The sequence below is a fragment of the Vibrio rotiferianus genome (genome assembly GCF_002214395.1).
GTDB classification, from domain to species: domain Bacteria; phylum Pseudomonadota; class Gammaproteobacteria; order Enterobacterales; family Vibrionaceae; genus Vibrio; species Vibrio rotiferianus.
Window position 1 is genome coordinate 1288119 of record NZ_CP018312.1, and the last position, 21505, is coordinate 1309623.

The window sequence follows — 21505 nt, forward strand, 5'->3', positions numbered from 1 at the left end:
GTATTGCGTTGCTCACCCCTTAGCAGGGCGTTAGTCGCCAGAAAAAGCTAGCAATCAAAATCATGTTTCTGAGCTAAAAATTTGGCAGCGGTTTGTTTGGTATACAGATTCATCGTCGATGGTCAAAACTCAGCTTCAGCAGTTTTAAGTCCAAAGTTTTGCAAGTGTCCAAGCGGTTGTTTTGTTCTTTGGTGCTGACAGAGCAGGGCAATCGAGAGTCTATTTTTGGTTGCAAATCCGCTCGATGAGTTTGTTGGGTACAAAAGCCGATTTACTCGCTGAAATGACGTTTTCTCTGGTGTTGTAAGTTCCACGTGGTTTCAGTGACTTTGTTGAAAGTCCGCACTGTGAGATTGGTTTTCCCAAAGCGCTTTTTTTGGTGTTGTCAGTCTGTTTTCTGCGGCGTTGGCTGTTCCAAGTGGTTTCATTGAATAGCCGCTTTGAGACTACGCCTGACTTAAATGCATCAAAGCACATAAAGTTTGTTGTTCGCAAAGTTCAGTTCGGCTTAAAATTGTCGCTCGGTGCCTCGCGACTAACAAACTGCTCAAGAGGGATTCGCAACGCGTGGCATTTTTACTATGCGTTGAATTTAGTGATTAAGGTGGTTTGCGGCGGCTTCGGTATTGCGTTACTCACCCCTTAGCAGGGCGTTATATGCCTTTGAAATTTTGGAGACCAAATGGATATTCTCATTGAGCAAGAGATCGAGTTGCATCAATACGAAATACGTCAAAGCAAAACGGATATTGAGCGTCTAATCCATCCTAGTTTTGTGGAAGTCGGTAAATCAGGTACGAGTTACGATTTCGACTCAATCATAGAGATGATGGAATGTGAAGAACCCTCAAGCACTCGCATACATTCACAGAGGTATGAATGTATTCAGCTAGAACCTTCCGTTCAACTTCTGAGGTACGAGTCAGCTCTGGTAAGTGAATTTGGTGAAGTTAGCGATTTTGCTAAACGTTGTTCAATTTGGACATTTACTGGTACTTGCTGGCAACTCAAGTATCACCAAGGCACACCGTGCTCGCCTTTCGAGCTAGAACATAATTAACGCTTAGGAAAACGGGCATATAACAAACAATTTAAGAGTGATTCAGCACGCTTGGCATTTTTGGTTTGGGGTGAGTTCAGTGTTTACGGTGGTCAATTGAGTGCCGTGGTCGAGTGCTTCACACCTTAATTGGGCGTTATGCATCAGGAGAAAAAATGAAGAAAGAGCAAGAGTTTTACCGCGAAAGAACGGTTGGGCTGTTAACGAATTTTCAGCTCCTAGAACTTTCATTGAAAATGTATATTGGAAAGTCATATGACTTTATTCATGCTCTTGTTGGCGACCGAATCCACTTCGGCTTTTCGATTGAAGATGTAGAAAATTATCCACTAGAAAGGCTACTCAACACATTCGTTAAGTTAAACGACAACAAAGAGCTACATAAACGTCTCAATAAACTCAGAAAGCAGCGAAACTATATAGCCCATGAAGCTCTACTTGTGACTATTGGCAATAATCCGAATATGGATACACTCCATGAGAAATCACTTGAATTCTTTGAGTTAGAGGATGAGTTAAGTGATTGCCTAAAGGATCTGGTTGCTGAGTTTGAAAAGCTTCATGTGAAATACGTGGCAAATGCATAACAAACTGTTCAAGAGGGATTCGCAACGCGTGGCATTTTTACTGTGCGTTGGTTTTAGTGATTAAGGTGGTATGCGGCGGCTTCGGTATTGCGTTGCTCACCCCTTAGCAGGGCGTTAAGTTTCTATTCGAGTTATGAGGATATAAATGATAGAAGAAGTTGAGTTTTCATCGTTAGAAGAATATCTGTCCGAGGTACAAAAGCTCCCAGAACAATGGGAAATGTTACCTTCCGGAATTTGGTATCGTGGTGTTAATTGTACTAATTACTCGCTATTGCCTGGGTGCACATGGCGTAACATTGACACAACCCTCGAACATTCATTTGTATTAGAATTTGTTGTAAATTACCGAACATACTATAAGAATGAAATAGAAAACCCGCTTGAGTTGTATGCTTTAATGCAGCATTACGGTATGCCTACGCGGCTGTTGGATTGGAGTGCATCTGCTTTAGTCGCATTATATTTTAGTCTAGAAAAAGAATCCCCTTCAAAGCATGTTGTATGGGCGATGTCACCTGTTGAATTAAACCTAATTACAGCTGGAGTAGATAGCCATCTTGTCCCTAGTCATAGTACGTCTGATTGCTTCATTTCAAAGTGGTTACCATTAGGGTTAAGAAAAGACCGAGAAGAACAAATTCCAGAATCTCCAATAGCTATCAAACATCCACATGTGAATTACCGGATTCAAGCACAAAAGGGTTGTTTCACTTTCCATGGAACTAGCAGTTTAGGTGTTGAGCAGTACTTTGAGAACGCAGATAGTAAATTAATTAAAAAACTAGTCTTGTCTGACAGTAGCCTTCGAGAAGAACTACTATCTCAGCTTTATGCTCTAGGGTTTAAGGAAGATGATATATATCAAGATCTTAACTCTTTGAGTTCTCGAATTATTCGGGAACAGTCCGTGCTAATCGAAACTTAACAAAGCATTTAAGAGTGATTCCCAACGCATGGCATTTTTCATTCTATCGTTGGGTTTAGTGTTTACGGTGGTATGGTTGGGTTTCGTGGTAGCGTTGCTCACACCTTAATGCGGCGTTATATGCTTTCAAGTGAAGGAAGTTATGAGTAAAGAATTAATTGAACTTTTGAGACCATACGCTCTACTAGTAATTGAGCAGAATGGAAAAATTAAAGCTGCTGACTTTTATCAAAAATTGCTGCTTACATGTAAAAACTGCGGTGTAGATGAATCTTGGATTGAGTCGAATTCTCATCAAATCTCAATTTTCACTCAGAAATTGATAGACGTTGCTCTTTGCGACTGGCTGGAAAAACAATATAAAAACTACCCGCACCCAACAGTTCGCGATGGCAATAAGGTGATTTCAGGAAAGGTCGAATCTGTCTCCGAAACTTCTGCTAGTTCGATGTACTCATATTCAGAACAATGTGGTTGGGATCTTTGGCGTGCTAGTGGTATGTCTGGTGGAAAAAAACTCCAAAAAATCACTCTACACGATGAGGCTAATTCCTATTACGTTGTATGGGGCAAAGATGCTATTGGTGTACGGCAGTTTAATATCATTGATTTTGAGTGGGTGGATAAGAACGGATACCAAATAATAGTCAAAAAGACCTTGGAAGGGCACGGAGAAGGGTTCGGGAATTCGAAATCTGTTACTGTTAACCAAGTTCATTATCCTTCTATACGTAGTGCATATGCTCGTATCAACCCACAAGTTACTTATTCAACGGTTTGTGCTCGTCTTAGAAAAGGGCAAACACCTGAAGACGCATTTGATAAACCGAGTATGAGATTAAATAGTGACATCAATAAGCTTGGTATCGTTGTAAGAAAAGACAATTGGGTTAAAAGTCGACGATCTATTTAATACGCATATAACAAACTGTTTAAGAGTGATTCGCAACGCGTGGCATTTTTACTATGCGTTGGTTTTAGTGTTTAAGGTGGTATGCGGCGGCATCGGTATTGCGTTGCTCACACCTTAACAGGGCGTTAGGCAACTATTTAAATCATAATCAATAGGAGTTTGAAATGAATAAGAAGTTTAAAAATGTAAGTGAAGAATCTGGCGAAATTACAGTTCAGGTTGCTCAAACTAAGTTAAGCTTTCATGTGGCCTCAGGTGCTGAATTCACGGTAGAAGTCGCTGATAATGCAGATATTGTACTTTCGAGTACTAAAATGGATAGTAATTTAGTCATCGAGTCAGTTTAACCAAAACTTAATTGTTGTGGCTAGAATTTGCCTAACAAACTGTTTAAGAGTGATTCGCAACGCGTGGCATTTTTACTATGCGTTGCGTTTAGTGTTTAAGGTGGTTTGCGGCGGCATCGGTATTGCGTCGCTCACACCTTAACAGGGCGTTAGGCGCTTGGTTTACAACGTCAGATCAAGCTCTTGGAAGTTATGTCTTAAATCATTGATAATGTGTCCAAACTATCTAGTAACTGAGTTTGTATATGGAAACCTCAAAAAAAGAACTTCTAGCCTTATTAACTAAAGAGTGCGAATTGTACTCGTCTATTCCTGCAAGTGAGCAACAGCAAAAGCAGGATAAAAAGCACTTTATAAATGGTTTGATGACTGCTTGCCGAGTTGTCGGTATCAGTTTTGAAGAACTGAACGCGATAATAGAATTGATGCCTCAAAAGCCAAAGTTCAAAGATATAGATGAGCAGTTGTCTATCCCTACATATGTACGGAACAAAGTTGATATTCAGTTATAAAACGTGGCTACGCGCCTAACAAACTGTTCAAGAGGGATTCGCAACGCGTGGCATTTTTACTATGCGTTGGTTTAAGTGATTAAGGTGGTGTGCGGTGACTTCGGTATTGCGTTGCTCACCCCTTAACAGGGCGTTATACGATATAAGGTGTGATTATATCTATTGCAAATTCATATTTAATTGTTATCATCTTGTTAATCGTTTGCGTGGCCGTTTTATCTAACTTTTTAACCCAAACGAGGAAATAGCATGTTCAAGAAGAACGATTTTTCAATTGAAAATGGTCAGCTAAAGGTCAAAAAAGATAGTTACCCGATAAGCAAGATTCGAAGAGTTCGGGTCGTCGAGAATGAGCTTGTTTCTCATGCAACGAAGTCTGTAATCATCTCTCTCATTGTCTCAAGTATCCTTTGGTTATTTGAGCCGTTTGCTACACCTTGGGGCTTTGACCTCAATGTAGGGATAATAGCGTTTATAATCACGTTTCCAGTGGTTTTACTTGTATCCTATTTCAAATCAAAGTATCAGCTTAAAGTTGAATTTGACCATTGCAATGAAGTTGGAGTTCAATGGATTTCAATTGCTAACGGTAGAACCGCCCAGGAAGCTAAGTTATTCAAAGATATTGAAGAAAACTTAGTCCGCAATATCGTATAACAAAGCATTTAAGAGTGATTCCCAACGCTTGGCATTTTTCATTCCATCGTTGGGTTTTGTGTTTACGGTGGTGTGGTTAGGTTTCGTGGTAGCGTTGCTCACACCTTAATGCGGCGTTATGTGTTCCGAACGGAGAGAGGAAATAATGACAAAGAGAACACTGGTTTTACTCTATCCGGGGGCTATTTCCTATGAAGTAATGTACGCGATAGAGTGTTTAGGAGCGTATGGGAGAGTTGATATCACCACCCCTGAGAACCACAATCATACCGATTCCTCAGGTCTAAGAATTTGCCCCACTGTTAACTTTGAGGACATATGTATTACGGACTATCAAGCTCTTCTGATCCCTGGAGGAAATCCCGACTCAATAATGGGAAGCGACCCAATTGCTAGTTTCATCCAGAAAGCCTATGAATCATCACTAGTTATTGGTGGCATATGTGCGGGAGTATTAGTCTTAGCAAGAGCTGGCATCCTAAAGGGCGTTAAAATTACCCATAATTATACGGAAAAATATGCCCCAGAATCTTCGGTTCTGCTCACTCGACCATATTGGGAGGGGGCTATCTATGAAGAGTCGTTGGTTCAAGTCGACAAGCGTATAGTGACAGCGATGCCCAATGGGTACGTTGATTTTGGGTTAGCGGTGGCTGAAGCCCTAGAGTTGCTAGATCGTAAGCAAAAACAGTTTATTCTGAGCTATCACAAGCAAGGTGCTCATTAAACACATAACAAATTGTTCAAGAGTGATTCGGCACGCGTGGCATTTTTACTATGCGTTAGTTTTAGTGGTTAAGGTGGTATGCGGAAGCTTCGGTATCGCGTGCCTCACACCTTAACAAGGCGTTAAGCTACTTATTTGACCTAAGGAGGAAGTCTTATAAATGTCTGATGAAGTAAGACGTGAATTTATTGTAAGAATTGAAGATCTTCGAGCTCAAATTTCAAACCGATATAACACTCTAAATCTTGAGGCGATTTGGCTATTTGTCGCTACTTTAGGTTGTTGGAGTGTTAGTCATCCGTACATTCAAATAGTTGCGTTGTTTTTAGTCCTAGCTTTCTTTTCTTTTAAAGTATCTAGAGATAAAAAATACAATTCAACCTTTGTTCAGGTTATGGCGGATATACGTAATGACCTTGATGACTCAATTCTTGAGGGTGATATAAAAAAAGCGAGACTGCACGAATTAGACGAAATTGATAAGAACCTTCTTGGAATGAGTTCGATTTATAAGTCTACTCCAATGTTTCTTGTTGGTTATGGTTTTTGGGTTGTCTGCTTAATGTATTTTGGTTTTAATTTGATTATCTCTTTTACTTCAGTAGCTTAACAAACTGTTTAAGAGGGATTCGCAACGCGTGGCATTTTCATTATGCGTTGATTTTAGTGATTAAGGTGGTTTGCGGCGGCTTCGGTATTACGTTGCTCACCCCTTAACAGAGCGTTATGTGTAGCCAGAGGGAAAGGCATGGAAGTACAGCTTAAAATCGGTAGTGATCCCTTATTCGCGGAGTCTTTAACCAAGACAAATATGGCAAGTTACTATCTAAGTCGTGGGATTGTCTGGGATCACAATCAGTTTCTAAACAGTTGGGAAGAACTAGAAAACTACGAGATTCACCTAGACCAAACTCGTGTAGGTGTTCTTCGTTTTAGCTATAGTGGCGAAACGACCTTTCTGAGAGACTTTCAACTTTTACCGGAGTTTCAAGGTAATGGAGTTGGGACTAAGTGCCTTGATCTAGTTGTAAGGCATGCACTCAGTCGTCAATCCACTAAGATAGTTCTACGTGTGTTTAGTGAGAACCCAGCGATCAATCTGTATGAGTCCAAAGGCTTTGTTAGAACATCTGAAGTCAAAGGGCTGGTGGAAATGGAAGTCCCTTTAAGTTCAAACACATAACAATAAATTTAAGAGTGATTCACAACGCTCGGCGCTCTCACTTCAAGTGAGTTCAGTGTTTATGGCACAATGCTTTAGCTAAGGTGTAAGCGTTGTTCACACCTTAATTTGGCGTTATGTGATATGCCTAAATCGCGATATTGCTCGAATAAGTTTCCAATCAAATTGTATCTTAGTTTCATATGGTTAGGTTAGGTAGGACTGATATCAAAGTGAAAGGAACAAGATGACAGAGTCTCAAAATAAATGGTTTAAAAACTGGGCTAATAAACGACAAAAAGGTGCTGTTTACTACATCATCACTCAAACTTTAATCATTAGCGGGGGGCTCTTTATAGGGAAGCTTGCTGGTTTTGCTCTTTTTACTAACCAAAACCGATGGGGTGAGTTTCTCACTGAGTTGCCTACGACGGTGATGTTATTATTAGCAATTGGTATTCCGTTTAATGTTATCTCTTGGTTTCTAGGAGAGTGGCGGTATAGAAAACTATCAGATAAGAAAAATATCACATAACAAGCAATTTAAGAGGGATTCACAACGCTTGGCATTTTTGCTTCTACTTCAAATTTAGTGTTTATGGCACAATGCTTTAGGTGTGAGTGGTCGCGTTGCTCACCCCTTAATTGGGCGTTAGTTTGCAAGAGGAAAAACGCAGCTATATCGCAAGATCTAGTGGTAAAAGCTCAAAGTCGAAATTGTCGTATCGGCGTTCAATTTCAGTGTTAACTAGCGTGGTGAAAATCCAAAATTGGCATCGTTTCAACGGTTGATTTGTTCTTTGGTGCAGCGACTTTTGGGTTCACTGAGTTGAACTTTTTCGCTGAAACTCTGCTCTTTGAGTTTGTCTGTACAAAGCCGATTTACTCGCTGAAATGACGTTTCCTCTGGTGTGGAAAATTCACGTGGTTTCAGTAACTTTGTTGAACCTCCGCATTGTGAGATTGTCGGCACAAAGCACTTTTTGGTGTTGTAAGTTCGTTTTCTGCGGCGTTGTTTGTTCCAAGTGGTTTCATTGAGTAGCCGCTTTGAGACTAAGCCTGACTTAAGTGCATCAAAACACTTAAAGCTTATTGTTTGCAAAGTTTAAAATAACGTAAAATCAATGCTTTGGGTTTGCAAACTAACAAACTGCTCAAGAGGGATTCGCAACGCGTGGCATTTTTACTATGCGTTGAATTTAGTGATTAAGGCGGTTTGCGGCGGCTTTTGTATTGCGTTGCTCACCCCTTAGCAGGGCGTTATACCGTTTTAGCAATTACAAATATTTATTGTGGGATTAAAAGTGAACAATAGATTGAAGATAACGTTACCAATTGTGGTCGACGTGGATATGGAAGAAAGCCAACTACAGCAAAGTATTCAGGACTCAATTTTGCATCATGAGTCTGAATTTTATGAACGAATGGCATCTGTGTGCGTTCAATATGACATGAGAGCGGAGTTGTGTGAGGGAAGCTTAGATGTAGAAAGCGTTTCATTAGGTGCTCTTGAATTTACGGAAGATGACGAGCTTGTTTTGAACTTTACTGGCAGTGTTGAAGTAACCTATGACTGGTATGCCCATTATGGATGTAAAGATATGTGTGGTGGTGACCAAGTCAATGATCGTTGGGAATTCAATGCTGTCGATAGCGAAATTAGTTTTTCTCTAGAAATTCAACAGGAAAGAGTTGACGAGCTGTAAAGCAACGGTATAACAAACTGTTTAAGAGTGATTCGCAACGCGTGGCATTTTTGCTATGCGTTGCGTTTAGTGTTTAAGGTGGTATGCGGGAGCTTTGGTATTGCGTTGCTCACACCTTAACAGGGCGTTAGCCCTTTTCGAGGAAGCGATATGGAAATCGTACAAGAAATAGATGTTTCAGAATTGCATCATAAGGCAATCGAAGCATTAAGAAATCAAGCTTTTCCAGACAACCAAGTAAGTCGTTCTTACTTTAAGCAGTTACCTCATATGCGTGCCCTTCATTTTCAAGGTGAACAGCTGGTTGGCTATCTTGGACTGGATTATCGCGTTGTTAGTGTCGGTGGGGAAATACATAAGGTTCTGGGCGTAATCGACTTTTGTGTTGACGAACGTTATCGAGGGCAAGGTATTGGCTCTTTCATGTTGTCAGAAGTATCGTCATTTGCCGAAACTAAAGACGTTGATTTCATAATCCTCATATCTGAGTTACATGATTTCTACTCTACAAACGGCTTTTACCAAGTTCAGTGCATGCAGTCTTGGTTAAGACTTCACGAGCACACCAACTTTGGAGTTGCTGTAGAGCATCTTGATGAACTGTACGTGAAACCACTCCGAGATAAGCAGTGGGGTGTTGGACATTTTGATTGGCTAGGTTATATGTACTAGTCAACCATAGGGCTAACAAAGCATTTAAGAGTGATTCGCAACGCTTGGCGTTTTCGCTTCGCTCAAGTATAGCCAAGCGCCGCTCACACCTTAATGCGGCGTTAGGCGACGGGCAGAAAAGTTCTTTGTTCTCATCTTCTTAGTTCTCTTTGAGCATTCGTTTTTCTAAGTCGGCAATTCAGCATTGTCGGCCAAAGTTCTTGAATATCTCCAACCGTAAAGCATGCCAAAGTTCGTGGGTTGCCTCATTCATTTTTGGTGTTGGTTTGTGGCGAATTTTACTGGCTCAAAGTGTGGCAAAGGAAAGTTAATCGAGGCTCTGGCTTTTGCTGTTATTTCGTAGCTTTAGGTTTATCAGGTTTAAAAGCTACTTTGTCGCTGAAAGGTCGCATTTCGTGGTTGTTAAAAGTGAGGCTGTAACATAGTGGCTTTTGTGGTTCTTGAATCACAAAAAATCAGTGGGTGTTTGGTTGCTTATTTGGTTTCGGGTAATCTGCTTTCAAAACCACTTAAACATTGGTGGGAAACTTCGCCTAACAAGGCGTTTAAGGCGGATTCACAACGCTTGGCGATTTCGGTTCAAGTTGAATTTAGTGTTTAAGGTACAATGGTTTAAGTTTGGTGGTTAGCGTTGTTCACCACTTAACGCGGCGTTATACCGCTTATTGGGCTATAGCACAGTATTTGATAAATCTAAGTGTAGACGAGTAAAAGGAAGTGTAAGATGCTCAACTTGTTGTATTTGTTACAGAAGGACTTTTAGGTGCTCGATTTAATCCAAAAGTTAGTGCATGTGTCTCTAATAGTAATCTTTGGCTTCATCCTACTAGTATTGTTTTCAGTCAATCCACTTATGGGCATAGGGGTTTCTGTGGGTGCAGGCTTAATTTTTTACAAAGTTAAGTTAGCGACGAACACATATAATTTCTTCTCCAAATCAAGATCAGAGACTAAAGCATCGAGTTCACTATCGTTCTCGCGTAGCACTGAACGCGTTCAGCATAAGAAAAGTTCTTACGAAATAGTTATCGAGAACAGCAAAGACCTTGAAGGTCGCTTGGCAAAAATAGGGGCTACAGGTAAAGGTTTACACGAGAAAACATCTTCAGTTTCTGACTTGTTACCGGCTGACCTCGTCAAAGAATTGAGAGCCGTTGCTACGATAAGGAATAAACTTGTTCATGAAGAAGACTTTTCACTAACTAATGGTGAATTAGAAGACTTTGAAGAAGTTGCGTATTCCGCATACAGAGCCCTAAGAAACTTGCCAGCTCTACCAAAGATATCAACTCACAAGTTTACTTGCGGTAACTGCAATAAGACAGATATTGCTCATATAACGACGAAACAAGCTGTTCCTTTGTTCGCTCATTGTCAGCATTGTGGTGAAAAGTTCGACCTTGAATCGGAAGGTTTTGTTACTGGGAAATCAGCGGTATAACAAAGCATTTAAGAGTGATTCTCAACGCTTGGTATTTTTCATTCCATCGTTGAGTTCAGTGTCTACGGTGGTATGGTTGGGTTCAGTGGTCGCGTTGTTCACACCTTAATGCGGCGTTATATGCCCGAGTACCCCACGTTTAGTAGACACTTTACTAAGTTAGATCTAGGGTCTAATTGAGAGGTGATTTATGGCTAAACATCGTAATCCAGCGTACACCGAAGAGTTCCGCAAAGAAGCAGTCCGTCTGGCTAGTCTTCCTGGCCGAACAGCCGTCTCCGTTGCCAAGGAGCTGGGCATCAGTGCCCAGCAGATCCGGAACTGGAAGCGCCAGTTCACACGTCTATCTGATAAACAGTTTAACACCTTAGATGGTGTCGATTATTCGAAGAAAGAGTCCGAAGAGCTCCGAGCGCTAAGGCGCGAGAACAAGCGACTCAAAGATGAAATGGAATTCCTAAAAAAGGTCTCGGCGTACTTCGCGAAGCAGCAAGAGTGAAGTACGAGTTCATTGAAAGCTATACCGGCGAGTACTCGATTAGCTTAATGTGTCGTACGTTAGAGGTGAGTCGGGGCGGTTATTATAAGTGGTGTCATCATACGCCGAGTGAGCGTTCAAAGCGGCGAGAGCGCTTTGAACAGCTCGTCATGTGTACCTTTGCCCAATATCGGGCACGTTACGGCTCAGTGCGAATAGCCGAAGAACTCAACGAAGCAGGCTATGCCTGCTGCGTGAATTATGTGGCTGATATCATGAGGGAAAAAGGTATCAGGGCACGTAATGGCAAAGGGTTTAAATACAGCAAGGATGTGGCTGCGATGACGAATGTTGCTGACAATTTACTGCGTCGAGACTTTGAGTCTGAGACACCAAATCAGAAATGGGTTACGGACATCACGTATATCTGGGTGAAGAGCCGCTGGCTCTTCTTGGCGACAGTGATGGACTTGCATTCAAGGCGTATTGTGGGTTGGTCGCTAGGGACAACGATGACCGTCGAGCTCGTCACCAATGCCCTAAAAATGGCGTTTGAGTCACGTAAGCCGCCTAAGGGCGTCATTATCCACTCGGACCGTGGTGTACAATACAGGGCATATAAATATCAAGACTTCATGCGCAAGCATGGAGGTGTACCGAGCATGAGTCGGCAGGGCAATTGTTGGGATAATGCGGTGATGGAGTCGTTCTACAGTCGACTGAAAGTCGAACTGATATACGCAGAAGACTATCAAACTGTCGAAGAAGCCCGAATGGGCATCTTCGAATACATCGAGGTATTTTACAATCGCAGAAGAAGACACTCAGCGTTGGGGCACATCAGCCCAGTTGAGTACGAAAGTATGTAGTTATGTACTGTCTACTTTTTGTGGGGTACACCAACCTCGGGCACCAATAGGTAGTGCCCGAGCTTATTCAGAGGAGAGTGCTCTTTTCTAATTCTTCAATGACCGCTTCGCCTAAACCTTCAATCATTGACGCATCATCGGTGTATAAATGTCCTCCCGCTGAGAGATTAATATTTGATTGCCAGACCTTTACGCCCTTGGTGTTTATGATCGTGGCATTGGCTACGGCGTTATTTGTAGAGGCAGTAATCGCAGAAGTGGTACCAAAGGTATTACTTCCGTTGTACGTGTCATATGTGTTGGCGGTAGTGTTGTAGCCTGTTACTGTTAACTGTCTTCCACCAATAGAATAGTTAATCACCAAGATATCAGAGTATCCCTGGCGAACAATATTGTTGAAAAAATCATTCTCATCTTTGGAAAATGCTAAAAGGTTTCTAACAGCGGTAGCATGTGTTCCTTGTTCAGTTAGCTCTTCAGTGACTAGGTCTTCGATATCTGGGCTATTAACGGCTAGAACAGCTAGTTTCTCTATGTGGTAATTAGATAGTGTTGGATTTAGAGCACTGTCGCTTTTTGTGCTTTGACAGCCTGATAGCATCAACAAGATTGAGCTAATTAATACAAGTTTTTTCATTTGTGGTTACCTCGGTTTAAGAGAGGTAAGTTAGGTAATATCTTATGACATGGCAACCTGTAACGCATGTTATGGTATGAGATCTCATAAGTGAGTATTTGATTACAGAGGTATAACAAACTGTTTAAGAGTGATTTGCAACGCGTGGCATTTTTGTTATGCGTTGCGTTTAGTGTTTAAGGTGGTATACAGGGGCTTCGGCATTGCGTTGCTCACACCTTAACAGGGCGTTAGTACGGGTTTGACATTAAAGGTTATAAGTTTTGGGTGTTTATCTGTTTTGGCGTTCGTATTTACACCTTTCAGTTTGTACCTCTCACGTTCTTTCCGGTGGCACTATATGCGGAGTGTTCGCTTTGATTTCACCGTTTACGGTTTCTAACTCTTAGCCTATTTCTTTGGCGCTTCTTCACTTTTGTGGCGGCTTTTGAGAGAACCTTGGTTGTAATTGATGCTGTCGTCGGAGTACTAGGACCGAATCCTTTTCTAATTTGAAGCCAGTGAAAGTAGGGCAGTTCAGTGCGTTTTTCTTCTAGCCAACTTTCGTTTTTCAATCGAGTTTAACTTTTGTAGCTGCCCGTCTCACTTCAGTGCTCAAAGCCTTTCATATCATGCTACTTTTCAATATCTTGGAGCGCACAAATAGAAGTAGTGCATGTACTAACAAATTGCTTAAGAGTGATTCGTAACGCGTGGCATTTTTATTATGCGGTGGCTTATGTGGTTAAGGCGCTGTGCGGTAGCTTTTGTATTGCGTTACTCACACCTTAGCAAGGCGTTATGAAAATCGCATAAAATAGGGAATAGTATGTTTGAACCAATTGAAATCGATATGGATGAGTTGTTGCTAGCAATTTCTCTTCCTGAGCTGGATTCTGTTCCAAATGGCACCTTTATTCCACTAGGAGATATCTGGGGTTCTCCATTACAGGATTCTAATTTTGATGCGCTTTTTGTTTCTGGACTGTTCCCAGAACAAAGTGAAAAGTTAGTTCAAGTGTGTGCAGGTAAGGGGCTTGAGTTGGTCCATTTTGAAAACCCTTCAAATGACTTAGCTGCAATCCATGATGTTGTTCTGAATTTAGCAGATAAGCTTTTCTCAGATGAAATGCCGAATAATATCGATATTGCTGACATTAGAAACCTCAATCAATCTTCTGATTTCCTATTTGCTTTTAACAGTAAGAGTTCAGCTCTAGACTTTATGACAGCTCAGGAGATTGGAGTGATAGTTGGTGGGGTGTATCTTGCTCATGGTGGGACAGAGCTAGACGAATATGAAGCTGTAAATAAAGAACTCACCAACCACATTTCAGAATATGGTTTTCTTTGTTCCAGCTTTTACGGTCTAGGGCGTTCAGAGTGTACAATCTTGCTAGGTGTTAAAGGTTAGGCGCACGTGGTGAGAAATTTTCATAACAAAGCGTTTAAGAGTGACTCCAAACGCGTGCCGGTTTCGCTTCGCTCAAGTATGGCACGCTTGTTTGTCGCACCTTAACGCGGCGTTATGTTTCCGAGTACCCCACGTTTAGTAGACACTTTACTAAGTTAGATCTAGGGTCTAATTGAGAGCTCAGGGAAAGAATGAAAGTACTTATAGCAGGAGCCAATGGATATATTGGTAGCCACGTGGCTAAGATGTTTGTCGAAAGTGGCTTTGAAGTTTCGACTTACAGCAGGACTAGCGGTGTCTTACCTCCTGCTCGGAAGCTTAGCAAGGTGCCAACAGATTTTTCTGGTTACTTTGATATCGTTATAAATTGTGCTCGCCCACATTGGTCAGAATTTTCGCCGGAGGAAATTGCTAATATAGAGTCCAAGCTGCTAACGCAGTTGGACAGATTAGCGGCTGAAGGTGCGACAAAAATCCACACATCGGGCGTTTGGTTATTTGGCAATGCTTCTCACAATGACCTTAAAGAATTTAGGCTTAAGCCTCTAGCGGCGGTGAAACCGGATACAGTTACAATAGACTACGCTATCAAAAAGAAGTGGCATGTCGTCTACTGTCCTAGTTTGGTTTATGGTGGTGAAAACTGTCAGCTAAAGCGTATTGTAGATTCCTTATCTGACCAAACTCTCCAAGTAGCGATACCATCTCAAGGTTACAACCAATATATCCATGTTTATGATATTGCTCGATTTTATTTGGCGCTGGTTCAAGGTAAACGTCCGGCTACACAACACTTTATTGCTGAGACTAAGGGGTATAGCCCCGAAGCATTCTCTCAATTGCTACTCTACTTTCAAGTCGTGAAGCAGGTTCACGAGAGCAGTTGGAGTGACTTTGAGAAATGCCATGGCTCTTTGGCAGTCGAAATTGAAAAGCTAAATCTTAATCTTCCAATTAGTCCATTGTTTGAACCGACAGAGTCCTTAAGGGAGTATATAGAAAATTACACATAGCAGTCTGTTTAAGAATGAATCGCAACGTGTGTCATTTTTACTATGTGTTGGACTTCGTTTTTATGGCGCAGTGGCGCTGTACATTAGTAGCTTTTTTACGCCTTAACTCAGCCTTAGGGTATGCCAGCTAGTTTGAGTGAGAAAATGCATAGCTGTGTACGGAGCATAAACCAAGATCTTCAAAAATAGAGCTAAACCTGAATTCATGAGCTTTAATATAAGAATTTACTGAAAAGAAAGGTGGCCAAATGTTAAGTGAACTCAATGATCGTCTTGCTACTGTTTCGGAAAATATCGCTCAACTCGAAGGGCAGTTTGGCGAGTACTTCAAACCAGACCGTTGTCAGTGCACAGTGAATAATCATGAGGTTTTCCTCGAGTATCAGCATGATTTAGTGTTTGAGGAAGCTTCGGAGCAAGCGCAAGTGTTGTTGCGTTTGTTAGACATTCCCACCATTGGTGGTGGTCGACGAAATTTACTGCGTGATGTTTCTGGGAAGGGCGACACTACTAAGCTTCACTTGGACTTATCCTGTACTAAAGAGGATCTATTACTCCAGTATGTTTGTTCTGAGCTGTTGTTATTTTTCAAGAAAATTGCCAATAACCCTTAACTCAACATATGAGTTGAGTATTTTTGGTGTATTGGTTTTCACCTAGAAATCTCTCCTATTTGTTGTACGAGCTTATAGAGGTAAGACTGGTCGTGAGCTGACAGACAATGAGTTACCTATATAGTCATCCTGAATGAATTTAACCAATTAATCTGTACTTGGTCATATAGAATTTATAAACAAGGAGAGTTCTATGAGACTGTTATTAATAGGAATGTTGTCAATAACCACGCTCCCGGGGTGCGCATCAGTTCCAATTACGAGTATTTACAAGTTGATGACACTTGATGTTCTTGGCGTGGTCCCCAGCGAAGTGAGGGTCGTAACAAAGACACCGGAATACTTTGAAGTTACAGAAGTGGATCTCAAGATTACATCATCTGACAAGGGCGGGAAAGCACAGGAAATATTTCCACTAGTTTTGGACGTCGCTGCTACCTCAAATGAAGAGGTGTTGGAAGACTTACGTATTAATGAGCGTTTGTATTCGCTGTCATTATCCGACCAAGAGTTGTCTCGCTTGACCGCTAGTCTCAATAAAATTCGCACTGAAAGGGCTGAAGGACAAAGTGATAAAGAATATAGCTTAGGGATTACCATCGTTAATGGGTGTGTCCGCTCTTAGCAACCCATAAAGTTTGCCCCGGTTTCTCTTTATCTTCAGCCTAGTGAAAACATAGGTATGTTGAAAGTATTGGATGATTTTAACTTAGCCTCGCAGGACTTAAGTCCATATAAAAATGTTCAAGATTGGAATGATTGTTGAGCTAATCAGACAACAACTGCTTCAAAAAGTATTACGGGAAGGATAGGCTGCGTAAGCATATTGATACGCAGCCTACTATACATAGGGCTGGCTAGTTTTGTTTTCTTGATCCCCTAGTTACAACTTTCGTAACCTGAAGCTAAAAGCAGTTCACGCTCATGCTTAATCAACTTGGCTCGATCTTCAATTAGTTCATTCAACGCTTGAGAGGGCTTACCCGCTAATGCTTTGAATGCGTCAAACGACTCTGCACTGTCAATCTCGTCGATCATGCTGCTGATGACGTTACGCGCTTCGCATGGGTTATCATCGGTCGTGAAGTATTCTACTTGCTTCGCTGCCGATTTCATTTCAGTCAACAGTTCTAATGGGCTAGTTTCTTTTGCCACAGCCATGTAATTATCAAGTACACGCTTCGCATACAACAATTCTTTTAGTGGGATATCACGGCCACTTTCAATCAGCGATTCATTAAGGATCATACTTGAGCTCATGGGCATTCCTTTTTTATCAATAATTCGAACTTCTTGGGCATTGGCTTGAGTCTAATTTATTGAAGTCTGAATGGGAATGCCTAAAAAGCACATTATTAAACGATTTTTCTGATTATTTACGCTTTGCTAGTGAGTAAATACGCGAATGGTGAGTCTAGTAGAATCTTCAGATGCTAGGACTGTCAGGACCTCGGAGTATCCAAAAGCTCAAACTCTGCATCAAATGCGGGCTTTATTCGTCCTCATTTTTCAATATTTATTGATGAAGAAGCGACTCGGCGTCACCCCAAAGCTTTGTTTGAATAGATGATTAAAAGCACTTAGGCTGGTAAAGCCACACTCTAATGCCACGGTAGTGACAGGGTGAGTTTGTGCCAACAAAGTCAGAGAGTGGAACAACCTTACTTGTTGACGATACTCTATGAAAGACATGCCAACTTCATTACGAAACAAGCGGCTCAAAGTGCGGCTACTAACGTTAATTTCTTCTGCCCATTGTTTTAATGAACGATTATCCGCAGGCTCATCCAACAGTGAGTTACAAACCTGTCCAAGCTTGGCATTGTTGGGAAGAGGGATTTGAATGGAAGCTTGCGGCGCGACTTTCAACTGATCCAACAAAACCTGAACAATTCGCCAATACGAATCTGTGCTGGCTTGGTCGGCAGGTTGCTCAGAAAGATTAATGATCATCTCACGCAGCATTGGTGACACATTTAGAACATCACTCTGATTTGGCAGCTCAGTATCGATGCTTGGCAACAAGTAGACATTTTTCATCGCCGCATCGCCATACATGTATACCTTGTGGTTCTCATGCGCCGGGATCCACACCGTTCTTTGAGGCGGAACGACCCATAACTTGGATTCTGTCTCGACCGCCATCACACCACTGCTGGCGTACACCAGTTGGTTGTGCCGATGGCAATGCCAATCAATGACGTGTCCATTGGGGTAGTGCTTGGGAATGACCACCGCCTCTAAGCAATTGATGTTGGCATCCAAACTGATGGTTTTGACGTTTTGGCTCATTTGAGCAATAACCGGTCTCAATAGAATCTATACGCCAAATGCTAGCCAGATAAGCTGAGCTTGTCATTAATTAGCTTTCCTTTATTTGGTATGGAGTCGAGATGAACCGTTCATTTCACGCAGGTGTCCTCAATGTGGGGCATGCGCTCAATCATTACTTCTTGCTCATTTTTCCTTCTGTTGTACTGACGCTGCATAAAGAATGGGCCATGAGTTACGCAGAGCTGCTCCAAGTGGGGAGTGGGGCAATGCTGGTTTATGGCGTGATGTCTCTGCCTGCAGGTTGGCTGGCGGATCGTTGGAGCCGAAAGGGCATGATGCTCGTTTTCTACTTTGGGATGGGCACCTCTGCGTTATTTACTGCTCTTGCGCAAACGCCATGGCAAATGGGCTTTGTGCCATAGCCTTGTTTGCAGCGATTTATCATCCCGTCGGCATCGCACTTATATTCAGTTCTGCAAACAAAACAGGCAGGGCTATCGCAGTAAATGGACTAGCAGGTAACTTAGGTTTGGCGTTTGCGGCAATTGGAACCGCTTTGTTGTGTCAATGGTTCGCTTGGCAAGCCGCATTTTATATTCCAGGTCTTGTGTGTTTATTAACTGGCGTCGTGTACTGGTTTGCATCGAAAGGTGTTACTGATATAGAGCATGCGAAAAATTTAAGTGACAACGTAACAATGCATTCGCGACAACTCAACGTGTTGTTCGCTTGTGCTGCGGTGATTGTCTTCTTCGGTGGTTTGGTCTTTCAATCTACTACGACCTCGTTGCCTAAAATCATGGACGCACAATTCAGCCAATCATTGAGCCTTTCAAGCACGTTAACCACATCGATTTTTGTTTGTGCCGCGTTTATTCAGCTTGTTGTGGGTGAATTGCTCGATTGTGTTGATATCAAGAAGCTGCTCGCCTGCATTGCTGGTGGACAATTGTTATTCCTCCTATTGGCGACGGTTACTCATGAATGGTCATTGGTTTTCGTGTTTGTTGGTTTGATGCTGTGCACATACGCGCAAATACCAGTGAACGATTGGCTTATTGGCCATTATTCAGATGCGAAATGGCGCTCTAGAATCTATGCCGTTAAGTACACGTTAAGCTTTAGCACAGGGCCTATCGCGTATGGGCTTATTGCTGCGACCTATGCTTACACACAAGAGTTTGTATTGATGTATTTCATCCTTGCAGGTGGGATGGCGCTGGCATTACTGAGCGCATTGATGATGCCTTCTTCAAGCAAAAGAAAAACGGATAGCACCACATTAGTGAAACAGTGAAACAAAAAGGAGCGCATGTTGCGCTCCTTATTTTTGTCTAGTTAGTTACTTTAGAAGAATACCAGTTATTTTGATACGCCTTTGAAGCAAATAGAGCGTTGGCCTTAGCGCGTTCTATCACGGCAGGGTCAACTTGAATTGGCTTCATAGTTTGGTTAACAAAGTCATATTCCATTGTGGAGACTTTCTTACCCGGTGAGAACACCACTAGGTTATCTCGGGTTAAGTAACCAAAGTTCTTATCGTACTGCATCATTGCTCGCTCATCTTCACGTGCCAGAGGCTTAGTCAAGTCACGACCAATCATCGGTGTTTTGGCATCAATACCAATAAGTGATAATAGTGTTGGCGGCATATCGATGTTGTTTGCAATACGGTCATCTTTACGCGGTTGGATGTCTTTACCAATGATCAACGCAGGAATGTGGAAGTGCTTCACGGGCACCAAGTCAGCGCCATGCACGCGAGCATCATGGTCGGCAATGACGATAAACACAGTATCATTCCAGTATGATGATTGCTTTGCTTTGTCAAAGAATGTCCCCAGAGCATAGTCAGAATATTTAACCGCATTATTTCGCGTCATGTACTCGTCATCGTGCTGCTCAATTTTTCCCTGTGGATACTCATATGGGCTGTGATTACTTGAGGTGAATACCAAGCTAAAGAAAGGCTTATCAGTTTTCGATAGACGCTCAAACTCTTGATCGGCTTTAGTGTAAAGGTCTTCGTCACTTACTCCCCAAGAACCAACAAACTCGGGGTTCTCGTAGTCTTTTTCTTCCACTATTTGGTCGAAACCATTGCCGAAGAAGAAGGACTTCATATTGTCGAAATTTGCTTCGCCACCGTAAATGAACTCAGTGTGATAACCGCGATCTTTGAGCAAGTCAGCGATAGTGAAGAAGCCCGTTTGGCTCTTGCTTAATTTAACCACTGCACGTGATGGTGAAGGCGGGAAGCCTGTAGTAACTGCTTCGATACCACGAACAGAGCGCGTTCCGGTTGCGTACATTTCCGTAAACTGCCAACCTTCAGCCATCAGTTTATCGAAGTTAGGAGTTAGTGGAAGGCCGCCTAGTGAGCCTACGAACTGCGCTCCCAAACTTTCTTGTAGCAAGATAACCAAGTTTTTTGGCTTCCCCTGGTAAGTCGCTTTATTCGTGTTCATTGTTGGAAGAGCTGATGGGTCAAAATCAGACTTCGCAGAAGAGATGCGAACGATGTCGAGCATCTTTTGATCGTCCATCTTGCCGTAGAACTGTTCTGCGTTCTTTTCTGATTTCATATTGTTCACAGCAAACAATAATGAGTAAGAAGAGTTAAGTGCTAAATCGTTCATCAGTGGGTCATTAGAAAACGCGACCATTGCAGGGTTTAGTGGACGGTGGCCTAGAGATGAACGAGCGCCAGCAACACCAATCAAAACCACCAAAATCGCAAGCACAGGGCGCCACTTCCAATTAACTTGTTGGGCGTTATCAGTGAGCTTTTTACTCCACTTCCAGCCAAAGAAAAGTGTAATTACAGTACCAAGAGTACCAATAAATAGTTCTAACTTGTAACCAGTCCAAAGCATGCTGAAGACCTCTTTTGGATAAATGAGGTATTCAACAAACAAGCGGTTAGGGCGTAGATCGTACTCTTGAATAAATGGTGCGGTTGCGAGCTCCATGTAAACCAAGATCCATAGCCCTGCAACCATCCAGCAACGTAATACCCACTTCCAGCAATCGCCAACTTTTCCTTTTACGGGCAATAGGGCAGATAGCAAGCCAGGAAGGATGAACAGCCAACAAATGGTTGCAAAATCAACACGGAGCCCTTGACCAAGAATGTAGATTAAGTCGTTAAAAGATTCGATTCGGTCAGAAAGCCAAACGGCAAGTAAAATCCGCGAAACGGAAAGAAAAGCAAGCGAAAATAGCGCAAATACAGCGATAGGCTGCAAAGGGCCAAATGTGGGCTTTCTCATAAATATTCCCTAATTTACTGATGTGTCTAATTTTTATGGTGCGTTTTGTACCAAACAAAACGTGAAGCAAACGTGAAATATAAGGCTTATTTATAGATTTAATTGTAATGATTGGTATGGCTTTGTAAGGGTGAGTATGTGAAGGCTACTTGCCGCGAATTATTGTCATTTAAGAGGCGAATTAGCACTTGGTTGATTTTTATCTTTTTCTTATTTAATGTGGGGACTATGAAACGCTTAACT

Annotated in this window: 26 protein-coding genes and 1 pseudogene; 22 read left to right on the top strand and 5 right to left on the bottom strand. The window is 42.0% G+C overall.

Translation table 11 applies throughout. The features are described 5' to 3' along the window. Positions 1-122: 122 nt before the first annotated feature. Positions 123-428 (bottom strand): annotated as a pseudogene (locus BSZ04_RS25415) (hypothetical protein). Between the two features lie 254 nt (positions 429-682). On the opposite strand from BSZ04_RS25415, the gene BSZ04_RS15280 reads away from it, so the two are divergent. The 16 genes from BSZ04_RS15280 to BSZ04_RS15385 all read left to right on the top strand — a co-directional run bounded on the left by BSZ04_RS15280 (position 683) and on the right by BSZ04_RS15385 (position 12059). Beyond that, a complete protein-coding gene (locus tag BSZ04_RS15280) occupies positions 683-1060 on the top strand; it encodes a nuclear transport factor 2 family protein (RefSeq protein WP_005537159.1) in 378 nt (125 codons plus the stop codon). 155 nt (positions 1061-1215) lie between these two features. Further along, on the top strand, positions 1216-1647 hold the full coding sequence (locus tag BSZ04_RS24955) for a hypothetical protein (RefSeq protein WP_140125746.1): 432 nt from the start codon (positions 1216-1218) through the stop codon (positions 1645-1647). 145 nt (positions 1648-1792) lie between these two features. Next, positions 1793-2575 (top strand): FRG domain-containing protein, encoded by a 783-nt coding sequence (locus tag BSZ04_RS15290; RefSeq protein ID WP_088880740.1) that lies wholly within the window; start codon positions 1793-1795, stop codon positions 2573-2575. Between the two features lie 142 nt (positions 2576-2717). After that, complete coding sequence (locus BSZ04_RS15295) at positions 2718-3488, top strand: hypothetical protein (RefSeq protein ID WP_088880741.1); 771 nt, start codon at positions 2718-2720, stop codon at positions 3486-3488. Between the two features lie 164 nt (positions 3489-3652). Beyond that, a complete protein-coding gene (locus tag BSZ04_RS15305) occupies positions 3653-3835 on the top strand; it encodes a hypothetical protein (RefSeq protein ID WP_088880743.1) in 183 nt (60 codons plus the stop codon). A 245-nt stretch (positions 3836-4080) separates the two neighbouring features. Further along, positions 4081-4347 (top strand): hypothetical protein, encoded by a 267-nt coding sequence (locus tag BSZ04_RS15315; RefSeq protein WP_088880745.1) that lies wholly within the window; start codon positions 4081-4083, stop codon positions 4345-4347. A 249-nt stretch (positions 4348-4596) separates the two neighbouring features. Beyond that, a complete protein-coding gene (locus BSZ04_RS15320; protein ID WP_005448070.1) occupies positions 4597-5004 on the top strand; it encodes a hypothetical protein in 408 nt (135 codons plus the stop codon). Positions 5005-5149: 145 nt separating this feature from the next. Next, positions 5150-5731, top strand: a complete 582-nt coding sequence (locus BSZ04_RS15325) for a DJ-1/PfpI family protein (protein WP_054824859.1) — start codon at positions 5150-5152, stop codon at positions 5729-5731. Between the two features lie 160 nt (positions 5732-5891). Beyond that, positions 5892-6341, top strand: coding sequence for a hypothetical protein (locus BSZ04_RS15335; RefSeq protein ID WP_005448614.1), 450 nt, complete (start codon positions 5892-5894; stop codon positions 6339-6341). A 138-nt stretch (positions 6342-6479) separates the two neighbouring features. Then, entirely contained in the window at positions 6480-6914 is a 435-nt protein-coding gene (locus BSZ04_RS15345) for a GNAT family N-acetyltransferase (RefSeq protein WP_088880746.1), read from the top strand. A 226-nt stretch (positions 6915-7140) separates the two neighbouring features. Further along, entirely contained in the window at positions 7141-7428 is a 288-nt protein-coding gene (locus BSZ04_RS15350) for a hypothetical protein (protein ID WP_088880747.1), read from the top strand. A gap of 769 nt (positions 7429-8197) precedes the next feature. Then, complete coding sequence (locus BSZ04_RS15360) at positions 8198-8599, top strand: hypothetical protein (protein ID WP_151899065.1); 402 nt, start codon at positions 8198-8200, stop codon at positions 8597-8599. 150 nt (positions 8600-8749) lie between these two features. Continuing rightward, positions 8750-9271, top strand: coding sequence for a GNAT family N-acetyltransferase (locus tag BSZ04_RS15370; RefSeq protein ID WP_088880748.1), 522 nt, complete (start codon positions 8750-8752; stop codon positions 9269-9271). Between the two features lie 763 nt (positions 9272-10034). After that, positions 10035-10712: a hypothetical protein gene (locus tag BSZ04_RS15375; RefSeq protein WP_231896341.1), complete on the top strand. Its 678-nt coding sequence runs from the start codon at positions 10035-10037 to the stop codon at positions 10710-10712. A 190-nt stretch (positions 10713-10902) separates the two neighbouring features. Further along, positions 10903-11211 (top strand): transposase, encoded by a 309-nt coding sequence (locus BSZ04_RS15380; protein WP_004413754.1) that lies wholly within the window; start codon positions 10903-10905, stop codon positions 11209-11211. Next, positions 11208-12059: an IS3 family transposase gene (locus BSZ04_RS15385; protein WP_088880749.1), complete on the top strand. Its 852-nt coding sequence runs from the start codon at positions 11208-11210 to the stop codon at positions 12057-12059. Before BSZ04_RS15380 ends, BSZ04_RS15385 begins: the two co-directional genes overlap by 4 nt. Before the next feature lie 67 nt (positions 12060-12126). On the opposite strand, the gene BSZ04_RS15390 is transcribed toward BSZ04_RS15385, so the two are convergent. Next, complete coding sequence (locus tag BSZ04_RS15390; protein WP_038896425.1) at positions 12127-12696, bottom strand: hypothetical protein; 570 nt, start codon at positions 12694-12696, stop codon at positions 12127-12129. 808 nt (positions 12697-13504) lie between these two features. On the opposite strand from BSZ04_RS15390, the gene BSZ04_RS15405 reads away from it, so the two are divergent. The 4 genes from BSZ04_RS15405 (at position 13505) to BSZ04_RS15420 (ending at position 16341) form a co-directional block, all read left to right on the top strand. After that, positions 13505-14089 (top strand): hypothetical protein, encoded by a 585-nt coding sequence (locus tag BSZ04_RS15405; protein WP_088880751.1) that lies wholly within the window; start codon positions 13505-13507, stop codon positions 14087-14089. 191 nt (positions 14090-14280) lie between these two features. After that, entirely contained in the window at positions 14281-15102 is an 822-nt protein-coding gene (locus BSZ04_RS15410; protein ID WP_088880752.1) for an NAD-dependent epimerase/dehydratase family protein, read from the top strand. Between the two features lie 248 nt (positions 15103-15350). Next, positions 15351-15716, top strand: coding sequence for a hypothetical protein (locus BSZ04_RS15415; RefSeq protein WP_088880753.1), 366 nt, complete (start codon positions 15351-15353; stop codon positions 15714-15716). A 193-nt stretch (positions 15717-15909) separates the two neighbouring features. Further along, the gene (locus BSZ04_RS15420; RefSeq protein WP_231896321.1) at positions 15910-16341 is read left to right on the top strand and encodes a hypothetical protein; all 432 of its coding nucleotides are present in this window, start codon (positions 15910-15912) and stop codon (positions 16339-16341) included. Between the two features lie 254 nt (positions 16342-16595). Here the strand turns inward: BSZ04_RS15420 and BSZ04_RS15425 are convergent, their stop codons facing one another. After that, entirely contained in the window at positions 16596-16976 is a 381-nt protein-coding gene (locus BSZ04_RS15425) for a hypothetical protein (protein WP_038887707.1), read from the bottom strand. A gap of 249 nt (positions 16977-17225) precedes the next feature. Then, positions 17226-18008: an AraC family transcriptional regulator gene (locus BSZ04_RS15430; protein WP_088880755.1), complete on the bottom strand. Its 783-nt coding sequence runs from the start codon at positions 18006-18008 to the stop codon at positions 17226-17228. Positions 18009-18109: 101 nt separating this feature from the next. On the opposite strand from BSZ04_RS15430, the gene BSZ04_RS25465 reads away from it, so the two are divergent. Together BSZ04_RS25465 and BSZ04_RS15435 are read left to right on the top strand one after the other, a co-directional pair. After that, entirely contained in the window at positions 18110-18412 is a 303-nt protein-coding gene (locus BSZ04_RS25465; RefSeq protein ID WP_231896322.1) for an MFS transporter, read from the top strand. Further along, on the top strand, positions 18388-19287 hold the full coding sequence (locus BSZ04_RS15435) for an MFS transporter (RefSeq protein WP_231896323.1): 900 nt from the start codon (positions 18388-18390) through the stop codon (positions 19285-19287). The genes BSZ04_RS25465 and BSZ04_RS15435 overlap by 25 nt, the downstream gene beginning before the upstream one ends. 37 nt (positions 19288-19324) lie before the next feature. On the opposite strand, the gene BSZ04_RS15440 is transcribed toward BSZ04_RS15435, so the two are convergent. Further along, positions 19325-21262: an LTA synthase family protein gene (locus tag BSZ04_RS15440; RefSeq protein WP_088880756.1), complete on the bottom strand. Its 1938-nt coding sequence runs from the start codon at positions 21260-21262 to the stop codon at positions 19325-19327. Positions 21263-21505 lie beyond the last annotated feature (243 nt).

What these genes read in the sequence shown, in the direction of transcription:
- BSZ04_RS15280 (WP_005537159.1), top strand. Translation starts at nt 683, where the DNA reads ATGGATATTCTCATTGAGCAAGAGATCGAGTTGCATCAATACGAAATA.
- BSZ04_RS24955 (WP_140125746.1), top strand. Translation starts at nt 1,216, where the DNA reads ATGAAGAAAGAGCAAGAGTTTTACCGCGAAAGAACGGTTGGGCTGTTA.
- BSZ04_RS15290 (WP_088880740.1), top strand. Translation starts at nt 1,793, where the DNA reads ATGATAGAAGAAGTTGAGTTTTCATCGTTAGAAGAATATCTGTCCGAG.
- BSZ04_RS15295 (WP_088880741.1), top strand. Translation starts at nt 2,718, where the DNA reads ATGAGTAAAGAATTAATTGAACTTTTGAGACCATACGCTCTACTAGTA.
- BSZ04_RS15305 (WP_088880743.1), top strand. Translation starts at nt 3,653, where the DNA reads ATGAATAAGAAGTTTAAAAATGTAAGTGAAGAATCTGGCGAAATTACA.
- BSZ04_RS15315 (WP_088880745.1), top strand. Translation starts at nt 4,081, where the DNA reads ATGGAAACCTCAAAAAAAGAACTTCTAGCCTTATTAACTAAAGAGTGC.
- BSZ04_RS15320 (WP_005448070.1), top strand. Translation starts at nt 4,597, where the DNA reads ATGTTCAAGAAGAACGATTTTTCAATTGAAAATGGTCAGCTAAAGGTC.
- BSZ04_RS15325 (WP_054824859.1), top strand. Translation starts at nt 5,150, where the DNA reads ATGACAAAGAGAACACTGGTTTTACTCTATCCGGGGGCTATTTCCTAT.
- BSZ04_RS15335 (WP_005448614.1), top strand. Translation starts at nt 5,892, where the DNA reads ATGTCTGATGAAGTAAGACGTGAATTTATTGTAAGAATTGAAGATCTT.
- BSZ04_RS15345 (WP_088880746.1), top strand. Translation starts at nt 6,480, where the DNA reads ATGGAAGTACAGCTTAAAATCGGTAGTGATCCCTTATTCGCGGAGTCT.
- BSZ04_RS15350 (WP_088880747.1), top strand. Translation starts at nt 7,141, where the DNA reads ATGACAGAGTCTCAAAATAAATGGTTTAAAAACTGGGCTAATAAACGA.
- BSZ04_RS15370 (WP_088880748.1), top strand. Translation starts at nt 8,750, where the DNA reads ATGGAAATCGTACAAGAAATAGATGTTTCAGAATTGCATCATAAGGCA.
- BSZ04_RS15380 (WP_004413754.1), top strand. Translation starts at nt 10,903, where the DNA reads ATGGCTAAACATCGTAATCCAGCGTACACCGAAGAGTTCCGCAAAGAA.
- BSZ04_RS15390 (WP_038896425.1), bottom strand. Translation starts at nt 12,696, where the DNA reads ATGAAAAAACTTGTATTAATTAGCTCAATCTTGTTGATGCTATCAGGC.
- BSZ04_RS15405 (WP_088880751.1), top strand. Translation starts at nt 13,505, where the DNA reads ATGTTTGAACCAATTGAAATCGATATGGATGAGTTGTTGCTAGCAATT.
- BSZ04_RS15410 (WP_088880752.1), top strand. Translation starts at nt 14,281, where the DNA reads ATGAAAGTACTTATAGCAGGAGCCAATGGATATATTGGTAGCCACGTG.
- BSZ04_RS15415 (WP_088880753.1), top strand. Translation starts at nt 15,351, where the DNA reads ATGTTAAGTGAACTCAATGATCGTCTTGCTACTGTTTCGGAAAATATC.
- BSZ04_RS15420 (WP_231896321.1), top strand. Translation starts at nt 15,910, where the DNA reads ATGAGACTGTTATTAATAGGAATGTTGTCAATAACCACGCTCCCGGGG.
- BSZ04_RS15425 (WP_038887707.1), bottom strand. Translation starts at nt 16,976, where the DNA reads ATGAGCTCAAGTATGATCCTTAATGAATCGCTGATTGAAAGTGGCCGT.
- BSZ04_RS15430 (WP_088880755.1), bottom strand. Translation starts at nt 18,008, where the DNA reads ATGAGCCAAAACGTCAAAACCATCAGTTTGGATGCCAACATCAATTGC.
- BSZ04_RS25465 (WP_231896322.1), top strand. Translation starts at nt 18,110, where the DNA reads ATGAACCGTTCATTTCACGCAGGTGTCCTCAATGTGGGGCATGCGCTC.
- BSZ04_RS15435 (WP_231896323.1), top strand. Translation starts at nt 18,388, where the DNA reads ATGGCAAATGGGCTTTGTGCCATAGCCTTGTTTGCAGCGATTTATCAT.
- BSZ04_RS15440 (WP_088880756.1), bottom strand. Translation starts at nt 21,262, where the DNA reads ATGAGAAAGCCCACATTTGGCCCTTTGCAGCCTATCGCTGTATTTGCG.